Origin of the sequence: Rathayibacter sp. PhB1 (genome assembly GCF_004362935.1) — a bacterium.
GTDB classification, from domain to species: Bacteria; Actinomycetota; Actinomycetes; order Actinomycetales; family Microbacteriaceae; genus Rathayibacter; species Rathayibacter festucae.
This window is the reverse complement of the sequence record NZ_SNYD01000004.1, coordinates 268,896-291,226: the sequence shown is the minus strand read 5'-3', so window position 1 is coordinate 291,226 and position 22,331 is coordinate 268,896. Positions and strand designations below refer to the sequence as shown.

The following is a 22,331-nucleotide window of genomic DNA, read 5'->3' as shown; positions in this document are numbered from 1 at the left end:
CAGGACACGCGGAACGGGGCCGGTCGAGATTGCTCTCACCCCGGTGGGTTCGATAGTCTGGAACGTCACATTCGTGGCGCCGCCGTGCCCACGGTGCGCTCGAGGTCCAGGATCACGGTCCCGGGTGTCGAGCTCTCCCGGGTCGCGGCATCCCCATCACCTCCGCAGTGGTCACCACCGCGTCACGCCCTCGGGCGTGTCGGTGCCCGCCGCCCGATACCCATCCATCCTGGAGCATCCCTTAATGACAACCGCAACGACCGAAAAGGCAACCAAGCAGGTCGCGATCAACGACATCGGGTCTGCTGAAGACTTTCTTGCCGCGGTCGAAAAGACTCTGAAGTTCTTCAACGACGGAGACCTCATCGAAGGCACCGTCGTGAAGATCGACCGCGACGAGGTCCTCCTCGACGTCGGTTACAAGACCGAGGGCGTCATCCCCTCGCGTGAGCTCTCCATCAAGCACGACGTCGACCCCTCCGAGGTCGTCAACGTGGGCGACAGCGTCGAAGCCCTCGTCCTGCAGAAGGAGGACAAGGAGGGTCGCCTGATCCTCTCCAAGAAGCGCGCGCAGTACGAGCGCGCGTGGGGCGACGTCGAGAAGATCAAGGAGTCCGACGGTGTCGTCACCGGTTCGGTCATCGAGGTCGTCAAGGGCGGGCTCATCGTCGACATCGGCCTCCGCGGCTTCCTCCCGGCCTCGCTCATCGAGCTGCGCCGCGTCCGCGACCTCACGCCGTACCTCGGCCAGGAGATCGAGGCGAAGATCCTCGAGCTCGACAAGAACCGCAACAACGTGGTCCTGTCGCGTCGCGCGCTCCTCGAGCAGACGCAGTCCGAGAGCCGCACCACGTTCCTGAACAACCTGCACAAGGGTCAGGTCCGCAAGGGCGTCGTGTCCTCGATCGTCAACTTCGGTGCGTTCGTCGACCTCGGCGGCGTCGACGGTCTCGTCCACGTCTCCGAGCTCTCCTGGAAGCACATCGAGCACGCCTCCGAGGTCGTCGAGGTGGGCCAGGAGGTCACCGTCGAGATCCTCGAGGTCGACCTCGACCGCGAGCGCGTGTCGCTCTCGCTCAAGGCGACGCAGGAGGACCCGTGGCAGGTCTTCGCCCGCACCCACGCGATCGGTCAGGTCGCCCCGGGCAAGGTCACGAAGCTGGTCCCGTTCGGTGCCTTCGTCCGCGTCGCGGACGGCATCGAGGGCCTCGTCCACATCTCCGAGCTCTCGGGCAAGCACGTCGAGCTCGCCGAGCAGGTCGTGTCGGTCGGTGAAGAGGTCTTCGTCAAGGTCATCGACATCGACCTCGACCGTCGTCGCATCTCGCTCTCGCTCAAGCAGGCGAACGAGAACGTCGACCCCGAGGGCACCGAGTTCGACCCGGCGCTCTACGGCATGGCCACCGAGTACGACGACCAGGGGAACTACAAGTACCCCGACGGCTTCGACCCGGAGACCAACGAGTGGCGCGAGGGCTTCGAGTCCCAGCGCGAGGCCTGGGAGCAGGAGTACGCCGCTGCTCAGGCTCGCTGGGAGGCCCACAAGGCCCAGGTCGCCAAGTCGCAGGAGGAGGCCGCCACGGTCTCCGAGGGCGTCTCGGTCGGCGGCGGCTTCACCAACACCGAGTCGGCTGCCGGCGGCGGAACTCTCGCCGACGACGAGTCGCTCGCCGCACTGCGCGAGAAGCTGTCCTCGAACAACTGATCTGCGGCACCATCACGACGAACGGCCGGTCCCCTCGGGGGGCCGGCCGTTCGGCGTTGCAGCAGGAGCCGACGGCGCGGGTCTCGATGCGCCGCTGCGCGGCTACTCGACCAGCATGTTCCCGACCGCGAAGGCGCCTCTTCATGCTGATCGAGTAGCCCGCGGAGCGGGCGTATCGAGATCCACCCCCGTACGGACGCGTGGGTCTCGATACGCCGCTGCGCGGCTACTCGACCAGCATGGTCGGAGCCGCGCCCCTGCCTCCATGCTGATCGAGTAGCCCGCGGAGCGGGCGTATCCAGATCCGCCCCCGCCCGGTGCGCAGCGCCGCTCGTTAGGCTTGCCGGGTGCATCTCGCAGCCCTCACCGGAGGCATCGCCTCGGGCAAGTCCACCGTCGCCCGCCGTCTCGCCGAGCTGGGAGCCGTCGTCGTCGACGCCGACCGGCTCGCCCGCGAGGTGGTCGAGCCGGGGGAGCCCGCGCTGGCCGCGATCGTCGAGCGGTTCGGCCCGGAGACCCTGCGCGCCGACGGCTCGCTCGACCGGGCGGCGCTCGGCGCGATCGTCTTCTCCGACTCCGCCGCCCGCGAGGACCTCAACGCGATCACCCACCCGGCGGTGTCGCTCCGCTCGCAGGAGCTGTTCGCCGCGGCGGCCGCCGCCGACCCCGCCGCGATCGTCGTCTACGACGTCCCGCTGCTCGCAGAGTCGCGCGGGGCGGGGGAGTTCGACGAGGTGATCGTCGTCCACGCCCCGCAGGAGACGCGCGTCGAGCGCCTCATCCATCTGCGCGGCATGACTGAGGCCGACGCCCGCGCTCGCGTCGCCGCGCAGGCGAGTGACGAGGACCGCCTGGCCCTCGCGGACGCCGTGATCGACGCCTCCGGAACTCTGGAGGAGACCCTGAGCCAGGTCGACGCGCTCTGGGAGCGGCTGCGCCGCCCCTCAGTCTGAGCGCACCCGGCGGCGGGAGACCGTCAGGCCCTGCTCCTACAGTGGGAGGGCCGCAGCACGGGGGACGGCCCCAGCACGATCGCCGAGTCGAGGGGTACGACGCATGAGCGCTTCCGGAGCACGCCCACCCGCCTCCGACTCCCGGCGCCTCCTGCTCGCCTCCGGGGCGGGCGTCCTGCTCGGTGCGGGTGCGGGAGCCGCCGCGGGTGCGCTCACCGGCCGGACCGGACCGGCGCCGGTCCAGGTGATCAGCCGTCCCGCCGGCACGTCCCGCATCGTCGACGTGCACGACCACCTCGACGAGTCGCTCCCCGCGGGAGCCGCGCGCGACACCGCCGCGTGGCAGGCGGCGCTGGCCTCCGCCGCCGTGCCGGAGGACGGGGTCGACCCGGCCGAGCACCACGCCGTCGTCACCGCGCCCGGCGGGAGCTTCGTCGTCGACGAGACGCTCTCCTGGGACGCCAGGGTCAGCATCGACGGCCACTGCGAGATCCGCTACGTCGGCGCGGGCCCTGCGCTGCAGACCGTCGGCCCCGTGCTGCAGTCCTCCGCCGCCGGCTACACCCGCCAGCACCAGACCGTGCTGAGCGATCTGCACCTGATCGGCGACGGCTCGAACACCGGCATCGCCGTGAGCGCACCGTCCCACCTGCGCGAGCCCGGGCCGAAGCCCGCCTACCTCTCGTTCGCGAACGTCGTCGCACGGAGCTTCGACACCGCGGTCGAGCTCGGGTCGCACGCCTATCTGCTCGAGTTCCGCTCGTGCTCGTTCCAGGGGAACCGCGTGGGAGTCGTGGCGGTGGAGGACGCCGTCGACTCGGGCGAGCGCATCGCCTTCCAGGGCTGCGACCTGACCAGCAACACCGAGAGCGCGCTCCAGATCCACGGCGACCAGGAGTTCTTCGTCGACCAGTGCTCGTTCGACACCTTCTCGACGAACCAGGGCCGCGCGGTCACGATCTCGCGCGGCCAGGCACACTTCTCGCACTGCCACTTCGAGATGCAGATCCCCGACAACCACGGCTGGTTCGAGCTGGACGGCTGGGGCGCCCTGCTCTCGCTCACCGACTGCCGCTTCCTGGTCAGGGCTCGGAAGGAGGTCGACGGTGACGCCGAGCGCGGACTGATCCAGTTCTCCGGGGCAGGGGGCCAGCGGGCTGTCGTCCGGGGCGGGCAGTTCCAGGGCGGCAACTCGCGGCTGCCCTTCCTGGCGCGCGGCGACGGCGTCCTGACGATCTCGGACACGTCGGCTCTGCCCTCGACCGCCCTGCGGTTCCACGCGGCCGAGCGGATCCGCGGTGTGCTCGATCCGCACGGCTCGCGCTCGGTGCTCGCCGACGACTGGACGGCCGAGGGCGGGGCGTCCGTCGCGCCGGTGGACTCGCCGGTCGCGGGACTCCGCGCGCTGGCAGTCGAGGACGGGTCGGGCTCCGGCGCGGTCCACCTCTTCGTGCCGATCGCCGCGGGAGCGCGGGTGCTCGCGTCGCTGGACGCGCTCTACGAGGGCTCCGGATCCGTCGCGATCGACCTGGGCTTCTCGACCGCGCGACGGTCCGACGGCCTGGGGCGGGACTGGTACTCGGCGACCGACGTCTCGGCCCGCGACTCCTTCGCCGGCGTCCGGCTCGACGACGCCTACTCCCTCCCCGCGCCGGAGTGGGCGGTCTGCGCGGTGCTCCGCGTGTGCACCGACGGCATGGCCGCGGGCGACCGCCTCCACCTGCGCGACCTGCGCGTCTCCCGGCTCTGATCGGGCGCCCTCCTGCCGGTCGGTCTGCAGACTCGGCTTTCGGGCCTGGTGGATCTCGATACGCGCGCTGCGCGCGCTACTCGATCAGCATGCAAGTGGGAGGACATGCGTTCGCCACGTGCTGGACGCCCATGGTGGTCGAGTAGCCCCGCAGGGGCGTATCGAGACCCGGCGCCCGAAGCCGGGCGGTCTGCCGACGGGTCCGGCACGAGCCTCGTTCGCCGTCGGCGCAGGGCCGCCCCGATGTCGGTGGTCGCGGTTACGCTTCGAGCATGGAGCCAACCCGTGCCGTGCACCCCTTCGAGGTCATCAGCGAATACCAGCCGAGCGGTGACCAGCCCGGAGCCATCGCCGATCTGAGCGCCCGGATCAACGCCGGCGAGACCGACGTCGTCCTGCTCGGCGCCACCGGTACCGGCAAGTCGGCGACCACCGCCTGGCTCGTCGAGGCCGTCCAGCGGCCGACCCTCGTGCTCGCGCACAACAAGACGCTCGCCGCGCAGCTCGCCAACGAGTTCCGCGAGCTCTTCCCCAACAACGCGGTCGAGTACTTCGTCTCCTACTACGACTACTACCAGCCCGAGGCCTACGTCCCGCAGACGGACACCTTCATCGAGAAGGACAGCTCGGTCAACGCCGAGGTCGAGCGCCTGCGGCACTCGACGACCAACTCGCTGCTCAGCCGGCGCGACGTCATCGTCGTCTCGACCGTCTCCTGCATCTACGGCCTCGGCCAGCCGGAGCAGTACCTCGAGGCGATGGTCGCGCTCCAGGTCGGCCAGCGGGTCGACCGCGACCGCCTGATCCGCAAGTTCGTCTCGATGCAGTACGCCCGCAACGACGTCGACTTCGCCCGCGGCACCTTCCGGGTCCGCGGCGACACGATCGAGATCATCCCGATGTACGAGGAGCTCGCGATCCGGATCGAGATGTTCGGCGACGAGATCGAGGCGCTCTACACGCTGCACCCGCTCACCGGGAACGTCGTGAAGAAGCTCGAGTCCGTCTCCGTCTTCCCGGGCTCGCACTACGTCGCCAGCCAGGACGTCATGCACCGCGCCATCGACACCATCCAGCAGGAGCTCGAGGTCCGCCTGGCCGACCTCGAGAAGCAGAACAAGCTCCTCGAGGCGCAGCGGCTGCGGATGCGCACCACGTTCGACCTCGAGATGATGCAGCAGATCGGCTTCTGCTCCGGCATCGAGAACTACTCGCGCCACATCGACGGCCGTGAGTCCGGCGAGGCGCCGCACTGCCTGCTCGACTACTTCCCCGACGACTTCCTCGTCGTCATCGACGAGTCGCACGTCACCGTGCCGCAGATCGGCGCGATGTACGAGGGCGACGCCTCGCGCAAGCGCACCCTGGTCGAGCACGGCTTCCGGCTGCCCTCGGCGATGGACAACCGCCCGCTGAAGTGGGAGGAGTTCAAGGGCCGCGTCGGCCAGACCGTCTACCTCTCGGCCACCCCCGGCCGCTACGAGATGGGGATCGCCGACGGCATCGTCGAGCAGATCATCCGCCCGACCGGACTGATCGACCCCGAGATCGTCGTCAAGCCGACCAAGGGCCAGATCGACGACCTGCTCGAGGAGATCAAGCTCCGCACCGAGCGCGACGAGCGCGTGCTGGTCACCACCCTCACCAAGCGGATGGCGGAGGAGCTCACCGACTTCCTCACCGAGGCCGGCGTCCGGGTGCGCTACCTGCATTCCGACGTCGACACGCTGCGACGGGTCGAGCTGCTCTCCGAGCTGCGCGCCGGTGTCTACGACGTCCTTGTCGGCATCAACCTCCTCCGCGAGGGCCTCGACCTGCCCGAGGTGTCGCTCGTCGCGATCCTCGACGCCGACAAGGAGGGCTTCCTCCGCTCGTCGACCTCGCTCATCCAGACCATCGGCCGCGCCGCGCGCAACGTCTCGGGCGAGGTGCACATGTACGCGGACAAGATGACCGACTCGATGAAGCTCGCGATCGACGAGACCGATCGCCGCCGCGAGAAGCAGGTCGCCTACAACCTCGACCACGGCATCGACCCGACCCCGCTGCGGAAGAAGATCGCCGACATCACCGACGCGCTCGCGCGCGAGGGAGCCGACACCGCGAAGCTCCTGGCCGGCCGCGACGCGAAGAAGAAGAGCCCGACGCCCAACCTGCGCCGGCAGGGTCTCGCCGCGAACGGCGGCAACGACCTCGAGGCGATCATCGCCGACCTCAACGGCCAGATGCTGCAGGCCGCCGGCGAGCTGAAGTTCGAGCTCGCCGCGCGCCTGCGCGACGAGGTCTCCGAGCTCAAGCGCGAGCTGCGGCAGATGGAGAAGGCCGGGCACCTGTCCTGATCGATCCGGGTCGGCCCCCGCGGGCCGGCCCGCCGGTGCGGGCGGCGTCGAGGAGCGCAAGTCGCGGGCTCCGGGATCAGCGGCCAGCGAACGCCCCGGGCGATGTCGGTGGCTCCGCATACACTTTCGAGGTGTCGATCCTGAACGCCGTTACGGACCCTTCCACCACCCCCTCACCCTCCTTCCACCGCTTCGTCTCCTCGCTGGACGAATCGGTGTCGAAGCTGGTGGTGAGCGGGGCCAGAGTGCACAACCTGCGCGATGTCGACCTCGAGATCCCCCGTGACTCGATGGTCGTCTTCACCGGACTGTCCGGGTCGGGCAAGTCGTCGCTCGCCTTCGACACGATCTTCGCCGAGGGCCAGCGCCGCTACGTCGAGTCGCTCTCCGCCTACGCGCGGCAGTTCCTCGGCCAGGTCGACCGGCCGGACGTCGACTTCATCGAGGGCCTCAGCCCCGCGGTGTCGATCGACCAGAAGTCGACCAACCGCAACCCGCGCTCGACCGTGGGCACGATCACCGAGATCTTCGACTACATGCGCCTGCTCTGGGCGCGCATCGGGATCCCGCACTGCCCCGTCTGCAGCGAGCCGATCTCGGCGCAGACCGTGCAGCAGATCGCCGACCAGCTGATGGAGCTCGACGAGGGCACCCGCTACCAGATCCTCAGCCCGGTCGTCTCGCAGAAGAAGGGCGAGTTCGTCGACCTCTTCAAGGAGCTGACCGCGGGCGGCTACTCCCGCGCCATGGTCGACGGGAAGCTCATCCAGCTGAGCGAGCCGCCGGTGCTGAAGAAGCAGTACAAGCACGACATCTCCGTCGTCGTCGACCGCCTCGTCGCCGGCCCGGACATCCTCGGCCGCCTGACCGACTCGCTCGAGACGGCGCTGCGCCTCACCGACGGCATCGTGCAGATCAACTTCGTCGACGGCGAGGGCGACGGCGCGTGGACGACGTACTCCGAGAAGCTGTCCTGCCCCAACAACCACCCGATCTCGCTCACCGAGATCGAGCCGCGCACCTTCTCCTTCAACGCCCCCTTCGGCGCCTGCCCCGAGTGCTCCGGCCTCGGCACGCGGATGTCGGTCGACGACGAGCTGCTGCTCGGCGACCCCGACCTCAGCATCGCCGAGGGCGTCATCATCCCCTGGACCACCCAGGGCAAGGGCCTCTTCCAGTACTACGAGAAGCTGCTCGACGGCCTCTCCCGCGACCTCGGCTTCAAGCTGACCACCCCGTGGAAGCGCCTCAGCTCGGAGGTGCAGCAGGCCGTGCTGCACGGCGACAACTTCGAGGTCAAGGTCAAGTGGAAGAACCGCTACGGCCGGGAGATGAGCTACACCTCCGGCTTCGAGGGCGTCGTGCCCTACATCGAGCGGCAGTACGTGCAGGCGGAGACCGACGTGCAGCGCTCGCGCTGGGCCGAGTTCCTCCGCGAGGTCGCCTGCCCCGTCTGCAAGGGCTCGCGGCTCAAGCCCGAGGTGCTCGCCGTGCTCGTGCACGGCGCGAGCATCGCCGACGTCGCCGACCTCAGCCTCGGCGACGCCCAGTCGTTCATGAGCGAGCTGCAGCTCACCCCGCGCGAGGCCACCATCGCCGCGCAGGTGCTCCGCGAGATCCGCGCGCGCCTCGACTTCCTGATCGAGGTCGGGCTCAACTACCTCAACCTCTCCCGTGCGGCCGGCTCGCTCTCCGGCGGCGAGGCGCAGCGCATCCGGCTCGCGACCCAGATCGGCTCCGGTCTCACCGGCGTGCTCTACGTCCTCGACGAGCCGAGCATCGGCCTGCACCAGCGCGACAACCGCCGGCTGATCGACACCCTGATCAAGCTGCGCGACCTCGGCAACACCCTGATCGTCGTCGAGCACGACGAGGACACCATCCGCACCGCCGACTGGATCGTCGACATCGGGCCCGGCGCCGGCGTCAACGGCGGCCGGGTCGTGCACTCCGGCTCCTACGAGTCGCTGCTCGAGAACACCCACTCGCTCACCGGCGACTACATCGCCGGTCGCCGCTCGATCGAGCTGCCGAAGAAGCGCCGCAAGATCGACCGCAAGCGCGTGATCAAGGTCGTCGGAGCCAACGCGAACAACCTGCAGAAGGTCGACGTCGAGTTCCCGCTCGGCACCTTCGTCGCGGTCACCGGTGTCTCCGGCTCCGGCAAGTCGACGCTGGTGAACGACATCCTCTACCGGGTGCTCGCCAACCAGCTCAACGGCGCCCGCAAGGTGCCGGGCAAGCACACCCGCGTCACCGGGCTCGAGAACCTCGACAAGGTCGTGCACGTCGACCAGAACCCGATCGGCCGCACCCCGCGCTCCAACCCGGCGACCTACACCGGCGTGTTCGATCGAATCCGCAACCTCTTCGCCGAGACCACCGAGGCGAAGGCCCGCGGCTACCTGCCCGGCCGGTTCAGCTTCAACGTCAAGGGCGGGCGCTGCGAGGCCTGCTCGGGCGACGGCACGATCAAGATCGAGATGAACTTCCTGCCCGACGTCTACGTCGCGTGCGAGGTCTGCGGGGGAGCGCGCTACAACCGCGACACCCTGACCGTGCACTACAAGGGCAAGAGCATCGCCGAGGTGCTCGACATGCCGATCGCCGAGGCGGCCGAGTTCTTCGAGCCGATCACCTCGATCCACCGGTTCCTCAAGACGCTGGTCGAGGTCGGCCTCGGCTACGTCCGGCTCGGGCAGAGCGCGACCACGCTCTCCGGCGGCGAGGCGCAGCGCGTCAAGCTCGCCACCGAGCTGCAGCGCCGCTCGAACGGGCGCAGCGTCTACGTGCTCGACGAGCCGACCACCGGTCTGCACTTCGAGGACGTCCGCAAGCTCCTGCTGGTGCTCAACGGCCTCGTCGACAAGGGCAACACGGTCATCACCATCGAGCACAACCTCGACGTCATCAAGTCGGCCGACTGGCTGATCGACATGGGTCCCGAGGGCGGCGCGGGCGGCGGCCAGGTCGTCGCCATCGGCACCCCCGAGCACGTCGCGAAGGTCAAGGAGAGCCACACCGGCACCTTCCTCGCCGAGATCCTGCCGTGACGCGGCTCCGCCTCGCCGGTCGTCCCCGGAGGGCCGGGGGAGCGGGGGCGCGGGCATGACGCAGACCGTCGACTTCCGGCCGAAGCCGGGCGAGATCCCGACCCTCCCGGGCGTCTACCGCTTCAAGGACGCCCGGGGCCGGGTCCTCTACGTGGGCAAGGCGAAGAATCTCCGCGCCCGGCTCAGCAACTACTTCGCTCCGCTGCCGAGCCTGCACGAGCGCACCCGGCGGATGGTCACCTCGGCGTCCGGCGTCGAGTGGACCGTGGTCGGCACCGACGTCGAGGCGCTGCAGCTCGAGTTCACCTGGATCAACGAGTTCGATCCGCCCTTCAACGTCAAGTTCCGCGACGACAAGTCGTACCCGTACATGGCGGTGACCCTCGGGGACGAGGCGCCGCGGGTGATGGTCACGCGCAACTCGAAGATCCGCGGGGCGCGCTACTTCGGTCCGTACCCGAAGATCTGGGCGATCCACGAGACGATCGACCTGATGATCAAGGCGTTCCCGATCAGGACCTGCAACGACTCCAACTACAAGCGGGCGATGCAGAGCGGGAAGCCCTGCTTCGCCTCGCAGATCGGCCGCTGCGGCGGTCCGTGCTCGCACCGGGTGACCTTCGCGGAGCACCGCGCGATCGTCGACCGCTTCGTCGCGTTCATGGGCAGCCACGACCGCAAGATGATCGGCGAGCTCGAGCGCGAGATGCGCGAGGCCGCCGAGGCGATGCAGTACGAGCGCGCCGGCAAGTTGCGCGACCAGGCCGCGGCGCTCGACGCCGTGCTGGCCAAGAGCGCGGTCGTGCTGAAGGACAACGTCGACGTCGACCTCTACGCGATCGTGCACGACGAGCTGGCCGCCTCGGTGCAGCAGTTCCGCGTGCGCGGCGGCCGGATCCGCGGTGAGCGCGGCTGGGTCGTCGACAAGGAGCTCGACATGAGCACCGCCGAGCTCGTCGACACAGCGCTGCAGGCGGCCTACGAGGGCGGCGACATCCCGCCGCGCGAGGTCGTCGTGCCCGAGCTGCCCGACGACTCCGAGGCGCTCGAGGAGTGGCTGGGCTCCCTCCGCGGTGCCAACGTGCGTCTGCGCGCCGCGCAGCGCGGCGACAAGGCGGCCCTCCTCGAGACCGCGACGCAGAACGCCAAGCACTCGCTGATGCTCTACAAGACCCGGCGGTCGGCGGACTTCACCGCCCGCACGCAGGCCCTGGAGGACATCCGCGACGCGCTCGGCATGGCCGAGGCCCCGCTGCGGATGGAGTGCTACGACGTCTCGCACCTCAGCGGCACGAACATCGTCGCGTCGATGGTCGTCTTCGAGGACGGCCTGGTGCGCAAGGACCAGTACCGCCGCTTCAGCATCGCCGAGTCGACCGACGACACCGAGTCGCTGCACCAGGTGCTGACCCGGCGCCTCGCCTACCTCAAGGAGCCGACCGAGCCCGCCGAGATCGATCCGGAGACGGGGGAGGCGAAGCGGCGCAAGTTCTCCTACCCGCCGAACCTGCTCATCGTCGACGGCGGGCAGCCGCAGGTCGCGGCCGCCCAGCGCGCGCTCGACGAGTCCGGCGTCACCGGGATCACGCTGTGCGGGATCGCCAAGCGGCTGGAGGAGATCTGGCTGCCGGACTCCGATTTCCCGGTGATCCTGCCGCGCAACAGCGACGCGCTGTTCCTCTTCCAGCGGATCCGGGACGAGGCGCACCGCTTCGCGATCACGCATCAGCGCCAGCGGCGCAAGCGCGACATCTCCTCGCAGCTGGCGGAGATCCCGGGGCTCGGCGGAACGCGGGTGCGCGACCTGCTGAAGCACTTCGGCTCGGTCACCCGGCTGCGGGAGGCCAGCGACGCCGAGATCGCGGAGGTGAAGGGCATCGGGCCGACGCTCGCGGCCGCGATCCACGGGCACCTGCATCCCTGAAGTACCGCGGTCCAGGCGTGGGTGGTCTCGATACGGCCCTGCGGGCCTACTCGACCAGCATGAAGCGGCGGCTCCACGACCTACGGCCACTTCATGCTGATCAAGTGGCCCGCGCAGCGGCCGCTTCATGCTGATCGAGCAGCCCGCGCAGCGGGCGCATCGAGATCCCCCCTCCGCCGGGTGCTCCGCTCAGGGCCACACCCTAGGCTGGAGGCCCGCCCTCCCCGAAGGAGGGTCCGCGACCACCCCACACGAGCACGGAGACCCCATGAGCACCGAGAGCGAGCAGCAGAACGTGCTGATCGTCACCGGGATGTCCGGAGCCGGACGATCCACCGCCGCCAACGCGCTGGAGGACCTCGGCTGGTACGTGGTCGACAACCTCCCGCCGCAGATGCTGCGCCCGCTGGTGGACCTCGCCCAGCGCGCGGGTGACACCGTGCCCAAGGTCGCGGCCGTCGTCGACGTCCGCGGGCGGGACTTCTTCGCCGACCTCGGCGAGATCGTGCGCGAGCTGCGCGTCGGCGTCGATCTGCGCGTCGTCTTCCTCGAGGCCGCCGACGCCGCTCTCGTCCGCCGCTTCGAGCAGGTCCGCCGCCCGCACCCGCTGCAGGGGCGCGGCACGCTCCTCGACGGCATCTCCGCCGAGCGGACCCGCCTGGCGCAGCTGCGCGAGTCGGCCGACATCGTGATCGACACCTCCGACCTCAATCCGCATCAGCTCGCGACCACGATCACCACGCGGTTCGCCGAAGCCGGCCGCGCGGGGCTGCAGATCACCGTGATGAGCTTCGGCTTCAAGTACGGCCTGCCGACCGACGCCGACATGGTCGCGGATGCGCGCTTCCTGCCCAACCCGTACTGGATCCCGGAGCTCCGCCCGCACACCGGTCTCGACGAAGAGGTGAGAGACTACGTGCTGGCCCAGCAGGGCGCGGAGGAGTTCATCGACTCCTACTCGCGCGCCCTCCGGCCGGTGCTCGACGGCTACCAGCGCGAGAACAAGCGCCACGCGACCATCGCCATCGGCTGCACCGGCGGCAAGCACCGCTCGGTCGCCGTCGCCGGCCGCGTCGCGGCCCGACTGGCCGAGCTGCCGGGTGTCGCCGTCAACGTGGCGCACCGCGACCTCGGCCGAGAATGATCCCCGCGCGCTCCGCCGCGCACCCGACGTAAGGAAAGAAGACTCCGTGGCCCTCACTGCAGATGTCAAGGGCGAACTGGTCGCGATCGTCTCGCGCAAGAACACCGTCCGTGCCGCTGAACTGGCGACCATCCTCCGCTTCTCCGGAGGACTGCACATCATCTCGAACCGCCTCGCGGTCGAGGTCGAGCTCGACTCCGCCCCCCTGGCCACCCGCGTCCGCCGCGACCTCGCCGAGCTCTACGGCGTCCGCAGCGAGGGCAGCATCGTGTCGGCCGGCGGCTCGCGCCGCACGACCAGCTGGCTCGTCCGGGTCGTCGAGGGCGGCGACACCCTCGCCCGCCAGACCGGTCTGCTCGATCAGCGCGGCCGTCCCGTCCGCGGCCTGCCGAACCGGCTGACCACCGGCACCCGCGAGGAGCTCGCCGCCGTCTGGCGCGGCGCCTTCCTCGCGCAGGGCTCGCTCACCGATCCCGGCCGCTCGGCCGCGCTCGAGGTGATCTGCCCCGGCAACGAGGCGGCGATGGCGATCGTCGGGGCGGCGGGCCGCCTCGGCGTCCAGGCCAAGTCGCGCGAGGTGCGCGGCGTGCACCGCGTGGTCGTCCGCGACGGCGAGAGCATCAGCGCGATGCTCACCCTGATGGGCGCGACCTCCACCGTCGCCAGCTGGGAGGAGCTCCGCCAGCGCCGCGAGGTGCGGGCGACCGCCAACCGCCTGGTCAACTTCGACGACGCGAACCTCCGCCGCTCCGCCCAGGCCGCCGTCGCCGCCTGCTCCCGGGTCGAGCGCGCGATGGAGATCCTCGGCGAGGACATCCCCGAGCACCTCCGCTACGCCGGCCGGCTCCGGCTCGCCCACCGCGACGCCAGCCTCGACGAGCTCGGCCACCACGCCGACCCGCCGATGACGAAGGACGCGGTCGCCGGCCGCATCCGCCGCCTGCTCGCGATGGCCGACAAGCGCGCCACCGACCTCGACATCCCCGGCACCGACGCGAACCTCCCCGCCGAGCTCCAGGACCTCTGAGCCCCGCGCGATCCGAAGGGCCGTCAGACGCGCGAACGCTGAGTGTCTCCTGGTTGAACGGAGGAAACGCTCCGAGTGCGGAGGGCGGCTCTCACTAGACTGGAAAGGTCGCTCAGGACACCCCGGCACACCCTCCCGCACAGCGGTGAGGGGCCGTGAGACCCGGCGGATCACTGAGGTCGACGACCACGAACAGGAGATCGCACATGGCTGACTACACGCTCGCCGAACTGCCCTACGACTACTCGGCTCTCGAGCCGCACATCAGTGGACGGATCATGGAGCTCCACCACGACAAGCACCACGCGACGTACGTGACCGGGGCGAACACCGCCCTCGCCGCGCTGCAGGAGGCTCGCGACAGCGAGAACCTCGCGAACGTCAACAAGCTCCAGAAGGACTTGGCGTTCAACCTCGCCGGTCACGTGAACCACACCGTGTTCTGGAACAACCTCTCGCCCGACGGCGGCGACAAGCCGACCGGCGAGCTCGCCGCGGCGATCGACGAGAACTTCGGCTCCTTCGACAAGTTCAAGGCGCACTTCACCGCCTCGGCCCTCGGCATCCAGGGCTCCGGCTGGTCGATCCTGGCCTGGGACTCCCTCGGCCAGAAGCTGCTCATCGAGCAGCTCTACGACCACCAGAGCAACCACGCCGCCGCGACCGTGCCTGTCCTGCTGCTGGACATGTGGGAGCACGCCTTCTACCTCGACTACGTCAACGTGAAGGCCGACTACGTCAAGGCGTTCTGGAACATCGTGAACTGGGCGGACGTCTCCGCGCGCTTCGAGAAGGCCCGCCAGAACACTTCCGGCCTCCTGCTACTGTCGTAGCGATTCCGGCGTCCCGGGTCCCGATCCGGGACGCCGCTCTCGCAGCGATCCACACCCTCCACTGCACCGTCGAGGTGCCCTTCCTCTCCAGGAGATATCTGTGTCCGTCAAGATCGGCATCAACGGCTTCGGCCGTATCGGCCGTAACTTCCTCCGTGCGGCCCTCGCCAAGGGCAGCGACCTCGAGATCGTCGCGGTCAACGACCTCACCGACAACAAGGCGCTCGCGCACCTCCTGAAGTACGACTCCATCACCGGCCGCCTCGACGCGACCGTGGAGCTGGACGGCGACAAGATCGTCGTCAACGGCAAGCCGATCATCGTGCTCGAGGAGCGCGACCCCGCGAACCTCCCCTGGGGCGAGCTGGGCGTCGACGTCGTCATCGAGTCGACCGGTCGCTTCACCAAGTCGGAGGATGCGCGCAAGCACATCACCGCCGGCGCCAAGAAGGTCATCGTCTCGGCTCCCGCCACCGGCGACGACGTCGCGACCATCGTCCTCGGCGTCAACGAGGGCACCTACGACCCCCAGGTCCACGACATCGTCTCGAACGCGTCGTGCACCACGAACTGCCTCGCGCCGCTCGCCAAGGTCCTGCTCGACAACTTCGGCATCGAGCGCGGTCTGATGACCACGGTCCACGCCTACACCGCCGACCAGAACCTGCAGGACGGCCCGCACAGCGACCTCCGTCGCGCGCGCGCCGCCGCGGTCAACATCATCCCGACGTCGACCGGTGCCGCCAAGGCCCTCGGCCTCGTCATCCCCGAGCTCGTCGGCAAGCTCGACGGCTACGCGCTGCGCGTCCCGGTCCCGACCGGCTCGATCACCGACCTCACGGTCGAGCTGTCGAAGTCGGCCACGGTCGAGGAGATCAACGCGGCCTACAAGGCCGCCGCCGAGGGCGACCTCAAGGGCATCCTCAAGTACACCGAGGACCCGATCGTCTCGAGCGACATCGTCACCGACCCGCACTCCTCGATCTTCGACGCCGGCCTGACCAAGGTCATCGGCAACCAGGTCAAGGTCGCCTCCTGGTACGACAACGAGTGGGGCTACTCCAACCGCCTCGTCGACGTCGCCGAGCTCGTCGCCGGCAAGCTCTGAGTCACGACTCCGTGACGAGTGACACCGTGACGCTCCGCACTCTGGACTCACTGGGCTCCCTCGCCGGCACGCGCGTCGTCGTCCGCTGCGATCTGAACGTCCCCCTGAAGGACGGAACGATCACGGACGACGGCCGCGTGCGCGCGTCGGTGCCCACGCTCCAGCGGCTCGTCGCCGAGGGCGCCCGAGTCGTGGTCGTGAGCCACCTCGGCCGCCCCGACGGCGCCCCCGACTCGAAGTACAGCCTCGCGCCGGTGGCGGAGCGCCTCGGCGAGCTGCTCGACGCCCCCGTCTCGTTCGCCGAGGACACCGTCGGCGATGCGGCCTCCGCCGCGGTCGACGCCCTCGAGGACGGCCAGGTCGTCGTGCTCGAGAACCTCCGCTTCAACCCGGGGGAGACCAGCAAGGACGCGGACGAGCGCCGCGCCTTCGCCGAGAAGCTCGCCGCCTTCGGCGACGCGTTCGTCTCCGACGGCTTCGGCGTCGTGCACCGCAAGCAGGCGAGCGTCTACGAGCTCGCCCAGCTGCTGCCCAGCGCCGCCGGAACCCTGATCGCCGCCGAGCTCGAGGTCCTGGACCGCCTGACCGAGAAGCCCGAGCGCCCCTACACGGTCGTCCTCGGCGGCTCGAAGGTCTCGGACAAGCTCGGCGTCATCGACCACCTGCTCCCGCGGGTCGACTCGATCCTGATCGGCGGCGGCATGCTCTTCACCTTCCTCAAGGCCCAGGGCCACGAGGTCGGCAAGAGCCTGCTCGAGGCCGACCAGATCGACACCGTCCTCGGCTACCTCGCGAAGGCGAAGGAGCTCGGGGTGGAGATCGTCGTCCCCACGGACGTCGTCGTCGCCTCGAAGTTCGGAGCCGACGCCGAGTACGTGACGGCCCCCGCCGACGCGATCGAGGACACCGCCTTCGGCGCGGACGGCCTCGGTCTCGACATCGGGCCCGACACCGCGAAGCGGTTCGCCGAGGTCGTCGCGGCCTCGAAGACCGTGTTCTGGAACGGCCCGATGGGCGTCTTCGAGCTCGAGCCGTTCGCGGCCGGCACGAAGGCCGTCGCCCAGGCCCTCACCGAGGTCGACGGACTCAGCGTCGTCGGCGGCGGAGACTCGGCCGCCGCGGTGCGCGCCCTCGGCTTCGAGGACGGGCAGTTCGGCCACATCTCGACGGGAGGCGGAGCCAGCCTCGAATTCCTCGAGGGGAAGCGCCTCCCCGGACTGGAGGTCCTCGGATGGCAGTGACATCCCGCATCCCGCTCATCGCCGGCAACTGGAAGATGAACCTGGACCACCTCCAGGCCATCGCCTTCGTGCAGAAGCTCGCGTGGAGCCTCAAGGACGCCGACCACGACTTCGACGGCGTCGAGGTCGCGGTGTTCCCGCCGTTCACCGATCTGCGTCCCGTGCAGATCCTCGTGGACTCCGACAAGCTGCCAGTCAAGTACGGCGCGCAGGACCTGTCGAAGTTCGACAGCGGTGCCTACACCGGTGAGATCTCCGGCCAGTTCCTCAAGCAGCTCGACTGCGACTACGTCATCGTCGGCCACTCGGAGCGTCGCACGCTCCACGGCGAGACCGACGCGGACATCGCTGCGAAGACGGCCGCGGCCGTCAAGCACGGCGTCCCGCCGATCGTCTGCGTCGGCGAGACCGCCGAGGACCTCGAGAAGCACGGCCCGTCCGCGGTGCCGGTCGCGCAGCTGAAGGAGGCCCTCACCGGCCTCCCCGCGGACGCCGACCTCGTCGTCGCGTACGAGCCGGTCTGGGCCATCGGCTCCGGCCAGGCCGCCACGCCCGAGCAGGCCCAGCAGGTCTGCAAGGCCCTCCGCGACGTCGTCGCCGACATCCTCGGCGCCGACACCGCGGCGAAGACGCGCATCCTCTACGGCGGCTCCGTCAAGTCCGGCAACATCGCCGGCTTCATGCGCGAGCCCGACGTCGACGGCGCCCTCGTCGGAGGCGCCAGCCTCCAGGTCGACGAATTCGCTGCGATCGCGCGCTTCCGCAACCACGTAGGCGTCTGACGCTCTGAGTCTCTGAAGGGGTGGGTCCACACGGGCCCACCCCTTCAGTGTTTCCGCGTCTCGCCATCCTGCTCACCGTGCACTGGCGGAGCGTGGCCCACTCGCCAGCTGGTGGGGAGCCTCGCGCCGGCGCGGGCGGAGGGGATGGCCTCGTCGCGGCGACAGGCTCGGGTCTGGCGGGCGCTCCGCAGGAGCGCGGGAAGGCGCCGCGACGAGGCCATCCCCTCCGCCCCTCACCAGAAGTCGAAGCCCCTGCGTATACAGCGGACAGAACACAGGGCGTCGCGATTCCCCGGGGGTTCGCAGGCGCCGTTATACTCGTCGAGGCGTGCAACGCGCCAGAACTTCGAAAGGTACCGCGTGGACATCCTCCAGGTCGTGCTCCAGGTCGTCCTGGGCATCACGAGCCTCCTGCTCACCATGCTGATCCTGCTCCACAAGGGGCGCGGCGGCGGACTGTCCGACATGTTCGGCGGTGGAGTCACCTCGAACCTCGGTGCCTCGGGCGTCGCAGAGCGCAACCTGAACCGCATCACCGTGATCCTCGGCCTCGTCTGGCTGGCGTGCATCGTGGTGCTCGGTCTTCTCACCAAGTTCGACACCGGAGCATAGGGGTAAACGGAATGGCATCAGGCGGCAGTGCAATCCGCGGTTCGCGCGTCGGCGCGGGACCCATGGGCGAGCAGGACCGGGGCTACCACGCCGAGCGCGTCGCGGTCTCCTACTGGGACGCCCTCGGCAACGAGACGGTGCGCCACTTCTCGGCGGCCCTCCCCGAGGACGAGATCCCCGAGGTGATCGACTCCCCGCAGTCCGGTCTCCCCGCGGGACGCGACCGGGCGAACCCGCCGCAGGTCGCGAAGTCGGAGCCCTACAAGACGCACCTCGCGTACGTGAAGGAGCGCCGCACCGAGGCCGAGGCCGCTCAGCTCCTCGAGGAGGCGCTGCAGCAGCTGCGCGCCCGCCGGGGCACCGCGACCCCCTCCTGAGCACCGCCGGCCGTACGGCCGGAGCAACGACGAAGGGCCCGTCCTCCCAGGAGGCGGGCCCTTCGTCGTTGCCGGACGAGCCGGGGGAGAGCTCAGTAGCTCGGCGCGATCAGCGACTCCGCCACCTCGGCCGCGGCCTCCTGGTCGACGAAGAACACCGTGCGCTTGCGGCCGAACGCGCCGGCTGCAGGCACTTCGTTCGTGCTCGCGCCCGCGAGGGCGAGCCCGAGGGCGGACGCCTTGTCGGCGCCGGCGAGGACCATCCAGATCCGGTCCGACTGGTTGATCAGCGGCAGCGTGAGCGTGAGGCGCTCGGGCGGCGGCTTCGGGGAGTTGCGGACCGCCAGCACGCCCGGCTGCGGGTGGCGGATGGCCGAGCGCTCCGGGAAGAGCGAGGCGATGTGGCCGTCGGGGCCGACGCCGAGGAAGGTGATGTCGAAGCGCGGGTAGTCGCGCCCCTCGGTGGCGTGCGCGCGGAGCTCCGCGTCGTAGGCGGCGGCCGCGCCGTCGAGGTCGAGGCCCTCGTCGGACGCGGGGTAGGAGTGCACGTTCTCGGCCGGCACCTCGAGGCGCTCGAAGAGATCGCCCGCCTGCACGTCGTTGCGGTCCTCGTGGCCGCGGGGCACCCAGCGCTCGTCGCCCCACCAGAAGTGCACGCGGGTCCAGTCGACGTTGCCCGCGGCGGAGGAGCCGCCGATCTCCTTGAGAGTCGCCGCCCCCATCGTCCCGCCGGTGAGGACCACGTTCGCCGTGCCCAGGTCGTCGAGGATGTCGATCGTCTTCGTCAGGAAGCGCGCGGCGACCGAGCCTGCGAGGGTCTGCTTGTCTCGGTGGACGAGCACACGGCGGTCAGTGGTCATCGGGGTCTCCTTCGGGTCGGTCGCCATCGGCGGATGGCCGTCCCCCCGGCCGCCGCGCCTGGCGTGCAGGGAGCGGCGGCCGGGGAGTGCGGCGGTGTCAGGACGCGCTGCGAGCGTCGTTCTTCTCGGTGAGCATGTCCACACCGCGCGAGATCACTTCACCGTACAGGTCATCCGGGTCGAGCCTGCGCAGCTCCTCCGCCAGGCAGTCGCGGAGGCTCCGTCGCGGCAGGGAGATGTCGTGAACGGGCTGGTCCGGCTGCGTCAGCGTCGCGACGTTCGGGATCGAGCGCTCGAGCTCGATCACGCCGGACTCGCGGAAGAGGCGCACCCCGTGGATCCCGCTGGACCCGGTCGCGCTGATGGTGAGCTCGTGGTCGACGGGGATGTCGAGCTCGAGCTGCAGCCAGGCCGCGAGGAGGATCGTCGAGGGGGAGTCCGGCGCACCGGAGACCTCGACGGCCGTGATCGGCTCGTACGGCGGCTGGTCGAGCACCGCGGCGAGCTGAGCGCGCCAGAGGGTGAGGCGGGTCCAGGCGAAGTCCGTGTCGCCGGGGGCGTAGGTCGAGGCCAGGTGGTGCAGAGCCTCGGCCGGGTTGGACTGCGCGGAGGCGTCGGTGATCCGGCGCGTCGCGATGCGGCCGATCGGCGACTTCGAAGCGCTGTCCGGTGCGCTGTTCGGCCACCAGGCGACCACGGGGGCGTCAGGGAGCAGCAGCCCGGTGACGAGGCTCTCCTCGTCCGTCGCCGCGTCGCCGAAGGGGCGGAGCACGACGACCTCGCTCGCGCCGGCGTCGCCGCCCACGCGGATCTGCGCGTCGACGCGCGGGGTGGCGTCGACGGGGACCGTCGTCAGCCCGTCGTCCTTCGAGACGACGATGACGCGCATCGGGTGCTCGCGGGACGCGTCGTTGGCGGCGTCGATCGCCTCCTCCTCGTGGCCCCGGGAGGTCGCGATGATGAGGGTGAGCACGCGGCCGAGGGCGACGGCGCCGCCCTCCTCGCGGATCTTGACGAGGGTCTTCGAGACCTCGCTCGTCGTGGTGTCGGGCAGATCGACGATCACGGGCGCCTCCAGGTGCGGCCGTCGCGAGCGAGGAGCTCGTCGGCGGAATCGGGGCCCCAGGTTCCGGGGCGGTACTGCTCGGGCTGGCCCTGCGTGCTCCAGTACTCCTCGATCGGGTCGAGGATCTTCCAGGAGAGCTCGACCTCCTCGTGCCGCGGGAAGAGCGGCGGCTCGCCGAGGAGGACGTCGAGGATCAGGCGCTCGTAGGCCTCGGGGCTCGCCTCGGTGAAGGCGTGGCCGTAGCCGAAGTCCATCGTGACGTCGCGGACCTGCATGCCCGCGCCGGGCACCTTCGAGCCGAAGCGCATGGTGACGCCCTCGTCGGGCTGGACGCGGATGACCAGGGCGTTCTGGCCGAGCGAGGTGGTCTGGCTCTCGGCGAAGAGCTGCTGCGGCGCGCGCTTGAAGACCACGGCGATCTCGGTGACGCGGCGGCCCAGGCGCTTGCCCGCGCGCAGGTAGAACGGCACGCCCGCCCAGCGGCGGGTGCCGATGTCCAGGCGCATCGCGGCGAAGGTCTCGGTCGTCGAGGTGGGGCTCATGCCGTCCTCCTCGAGGAAGCCGAGCACCTTCTCGCCGCCCTGCCAGCCGCCGGAGTACTGCCCGCGGGCGGTGACGGTCGAGAGGTCCTTCGGCAGGCGGACGGCCGCGAGGACCTTCTCCTTCTCGGCGCGGAGGTCCGCGGCGTCGAACGAGATCGGCTCCTCCATCGCCGTGAGGGCGAGCAGCTGGAGCAGGTGGTTCTGGATGACGTCGCGCGCGGCGCCGATGCCGTCGTAGTAGCCGGCCCGGCCGCCCACGCCGATGTCCTCGGCCATGGTGATCTGCACGTGGTCGACGTAGTTCGAGTTCCAGAGGGGCTCGTACATCATGTTGGCGAAGCGCAGCGCCAGGATGTTCTGGACCGTCTCCTTGCCGAGGTAGTGGTCGATGCGGAAGACGGAGTCCGGCGGGAAGACCGACTCGACGACGGCGTTGAGCTCACGCGCGGTCTTCAGGTCGCTGCCGAAGGGCTTCTCGATGACCACGCGGCGCCACTGGCCGTCCTTCTGCTCCGCGAGGCCCGAGTTGCGCAGCTGCTCGGTGACCTGGGGGAAGGACTTCGGCGGGATCGAGAGGTAGAAGGCGAAGTTGCCGTTCGTGCCGCGCTCGCGGTCGAGCTCGTCGACGGTCGTCTTCAGGCGGCTGAAGGCCTCGGGGTCGTCGAACTCGCCCTGCACGAAGCGGATGCCCTGCGCGAGCTGCGTCCAGACCTCCTCGTGGAACTCGGTGCGGGCGTGCTTCTTGACCGAGTCGTGCACGACCTTCTCGAAGTCCTGGTCGTCCCAGTCGCGCCGGGCGAAGCCGACGAGCGCGAAGCCGGGAGGAAGCAGGCCGCGATTGGCGAGGTCGTAGACCGCCGGCATGAGCTTCTTGCGGGAGAGATCGCCGGTGACGCCGAAGATGACGAGGCCGCTCGGCCCCGCGATCCGGTTCAGCCGGCGGTCGAAGCTCAACCGCAGCGGATTGAACTCGGGAGTGATGTCCACAGACATGTGCAGTGTCCTTCTGTGTGCC

At 70.0% G+C, this 22,331-nt stretch carries 17 protein-coding genes; 14 read left to right on the top strand and 3 right to left on the bottom strand.

What is annotated here, in order from left to right; genetic code table 11:
• Positions 1 to 244: 244 nt before the first annotated feature.
• The 14 genes from rpsA (at position 245) to EDF17_RS11710 (ending at position 18,848) form a co-directional block, all read left to right on the top strand.
• Positions 245 to 1,705, top strand: a complete 1,461-nt coding sequence (gene rpsA / locus EDF17_RS11775) for a 30S ribosomal protein S1 (RefSeq protein ID WP_123446259.1) — start codon at positions 245 to 247, stop codon at positions 1,703 to 1,705.
• 347 nt (positions 1,706 to 2,052) lie between these two features.
• A complete protein-coding gene (gene coaE, locus EDF17_RS11770; protein WP_123446260.1) occupies positions 2,053 to 2,658 on the top strand; it encodes a dephospho-CoA kinase in 606 nt (201 codons plus the stop codon).
• Positions 2,659 to 2,761: 103 nt separating this feature from the next.
• Complete coding sequence (locus EDF17_RS11765) at positions 2,762 to 4,408, top strand: hypothetical protein (protein ID WP_123446261.1); 1,647 nt, start codon at positions 2,762 to 2,764, stop codon at positions 4,406 to 4,408.
• Positions 4,409 to 4,680: 272 nt separating this feature from the next.
• Positions 4,681 to 6,747 carry an excinuclease ABC subunit UvrB gene (gene uvrB / locus EDF17_RS11760; protein WP_123446262.1) on the top strand — a complete coding sequence of 689 codons (2,067 nt, stop codon included), beginning with the start codon at positions 4,681 to 4,683 and terminating at the stop codon, positions 6,745 to 6,747.
• Positions 6,748 to 6,950: 203 nt separating this feature from the next.
• Positions 6,951 to 9,800 carry an excinuclease ABC subunit UvrA gene (gene uvrA / locus EDF17_RS11755; protein ID WP_123446568.1) on the top strand — a complete coding sequence of 950 codons (2,850 nt, stop codon included), beginning with the start codon at positions 6,951 to 6,953 and terminating at the stop codon, positions 9,798 to 9,800.
• A 55-nt stretch (positions 9,801 to 9,855) separates the two neighbouring features.
• A complete protein-coding gene (uvrC, locus tag EDF17_RS11750; RefSeq protein WP_123446263.1) occupies positions 9,856 to 11,724 on the top strand; it encodes an excinuclease ABC subunit UvrC in 1,869 nt (622 codons plus the stop codon).
• A 268-nt stretch (positions 11,725 to 11,992) separates the two neighbouring features.
• Complete coding sequence (gene rapZ, locus EDF17_RS11745) at positions 11,993 to 12,868, top strand: RNase adapter RapZ (RefSeq protein ID WP_123446264.1); 876 nt, start codon at positions 11,993 to 11,995, stop codon at positions 12,866 to 12,868.
• Positions 12,869 to 12,914: 46 nt separating this feature from the next.
• Entirely contained in the window at positions 12,915 to 13,895 is a 981-nt protein-coding gene (gene whiA / locus EDF17_RS11740) for a DNA-binding protein WhiA (protein ID WP_123446265.1), read from the top strand.
• Between the two features lie 206 nt (positions 13,896 to 14,101).
• Positions 14,102 to 14,728 (top strand): superoxide dismutase, encoded by a 627-nt coding sequence (locus EDF17_RS11735; protein ID WP_123446266.1) that lies wholly within the window; start codon positions 14,102 to 14,104, stop codon positions 14,726 to 14,728.
• 100 nt (positions 14,729 to 14,828) lie between these two features.
• Positions 14,829 to 15,836: a type I glyceraldehyde-3-phosphate dehydrogenase gene (gene gap / locus EDF17_RS11730; RefSeq protein ID WP_123446267.1), complete on the top strand. Its 1,008-nt coding sequence runs from the start codon at positions 14,829 to 14,831 to the stop codon at positions 15,834 to 15,836.
• Between the two features lie 26 nt (positions 15,837 to 15,862).
• The gene (locus tag EDF17_RS11725) at positions 15,863 to 17,077 is read left to right on the top strand and encodes a phosphoglycerate kinase (protein WP_123446268.1); all 1,215 of its coding nucleotides are present in this window, start codon (positions 15,863 to 15,865) and stop codon (positions 17,075 to 17,077) included.
• Positions 17,068 to 17,859: a triose-phosphate isomerase gene (gene tpiA, locus EDF17_RS11720; protein WP_123446269.1), complete on the top strand. Its 792-nt coding sequence runs from the start codon at positions 17,068 to 17,070 to the stop codon at positions 17,857 to 17,859. The genes EDF17_RS11725 and tpiA overlap by 10 nt, the downstream gene beginning before the upstream one ends.
• Before the next feature lie 360 nt (positions 17,860 to 18,219).
• Positions 18,220 to 18,471: a preprotein translocase subunit SecG gene (gene secG / locus EDF17_RS11715; RefSeq protein ID WP_123446270.1), complete on the top strand. Its 252-nt coding sequence runs from the start codon at positions 18,220 to 18,222 to the stop codon at positions 18,469 to 18,471.
• An 11-nt stretch (positions 18,472 to 18,482) separates the two neighbouring features.
• The gene (locus tag EDF17_RS11710) at positions 18,483 to 18,848 is read left to right on the top strand and encodes an RNA polymerase-binding protein RbpA (protein WP_123446271.1); all 366 of its coding nucleotides are present in this window, start codon (positions 18,483 to 18,485) and stop codon (positions 18,846 to 18,848) included.
• Positions 18,849 to 18,940: 92 nt separating this feature from the next.
• On the opposite strand, the gene pgl is transcribed toward EDF17_RS11710, so the two are convergent.
• From pgl to zwf, 3 genes are all read right to left on the bottom strand, one after another.
• Positions 18,941 to 19,708: a 6-phosphogluconolactonase gene (gene pgl, locus EDF17_RS11705; protein ID WP_123446569.1), complete on the bottom strand. Its 768-nt coding sequence runs from the start codon at positions 19,706 to 19,708 to the stop codon at positions 18,941 to 18,943.
• Between the two features lie 97 nt (positions 19,709 to 19,805).
• The gene (locus tag EDF17_RS11700; RefSeq protein WP_123446272.1) at positions 19,806 to 20,774 is read right to left on the bottom strand and encodes a glucose-6-phosphate dehydrogenase assembly protein OpcA; all 969 of its coding nucleotides are present in this window, start codon (positions 20,772 to 20,774) and stop codon (positions 19,806 to 19,808) included.
• A complete protein-coding gene (gene zwf, locus EDF17_RS11695) occupies positions 20,771 to 22,309 on the bottom strand; it encodes a glucose-6-phosphate dehydrogenase (RefSeq protein WP_123446273.1) in 1,539 nt (512 codons plus the stop codon). The genes EDF17_RS11700 and zwf overlap by 4 nt, the downstream gene beginning before the upstream one ends.
• Positions 22,310 to 22,331 lie beyond the last annotated feature (22 nt).

What these genes read in the sequence shown, in the direction of transcription:
- zwf (WP_123446273.1), bottom strand. Translation starts at nt 22,309, where the DNA reads ATGTCTGTGGACATCACTCCCGAGTTCAATCCGCTGCGGTTGAGCTTC.
- rapZ (WP_123446264.1), top strand. Translation starts at nt 11,993, where the DNA reads ATGAGCACCGAGAGCGAGCAGCAGAACGTGCTGATCGTCACCGGGATG.
- EDF17_RS11735 (WP_123446266.1), top strand. Translation starts at nt 14,102, where the DNA reads ATGGCTGACTACACGCTCGCCGAACTGCCCTACGACTACTCGGCTCTC.
- EDF17_RS11710 (WP_123446271.1), top strand. Translation starts at nt 18,483, where the DNA reads ATGGCATCAGGCGGCAGTGCAATCCGCGGTTCGCGCGTCGGCGCGGGA.
- tpiA (WP_123446269.1), top strand. Translation starts at nt 17,068, where the DNA reads ATGGCAGTGACATCCCGCATCCCGCTCATCGCCGGCAACTGGAAGATG.
- EDF17_RS11765 (WP_123446261.1), top strand. Translation starts at nt 2,762, where the DNA reads ATGAGCGCTTCCGGAGCACGCCCACCCGCCTCCGACTCCCGGCGCCTC.
- uvrC (WP_123446263.1), top strand. Translation starts at nt 9,856, where the DNA reads ATGACGCAGACCGTCGACTTCCGGCCGAAGCCGGGCGAGATCCCGACC.
- pgl (WP_123446569.1), bottom strand. Translation starts at nt 19,708, where the DNA reads ATGACCACTGACCGCCGTGTGCTCGTCCACCGAGACAAGCAGACCCTC.
- rpsA (WP_123446259.1), top strand. Translation starts at nt 245, where the DNA reads ATGACAACCGCAACGACCGAAAAGGCAACCAAGCAGGTCGCGATCAAC.
- uvrB (WP_123446262.1), top strand. Translation starts at nt 4,681, where the DNA reads ATGGAGCCAACCCGTGCCGTGCACCCCTTCGAGGTCATCAGCGAATAC.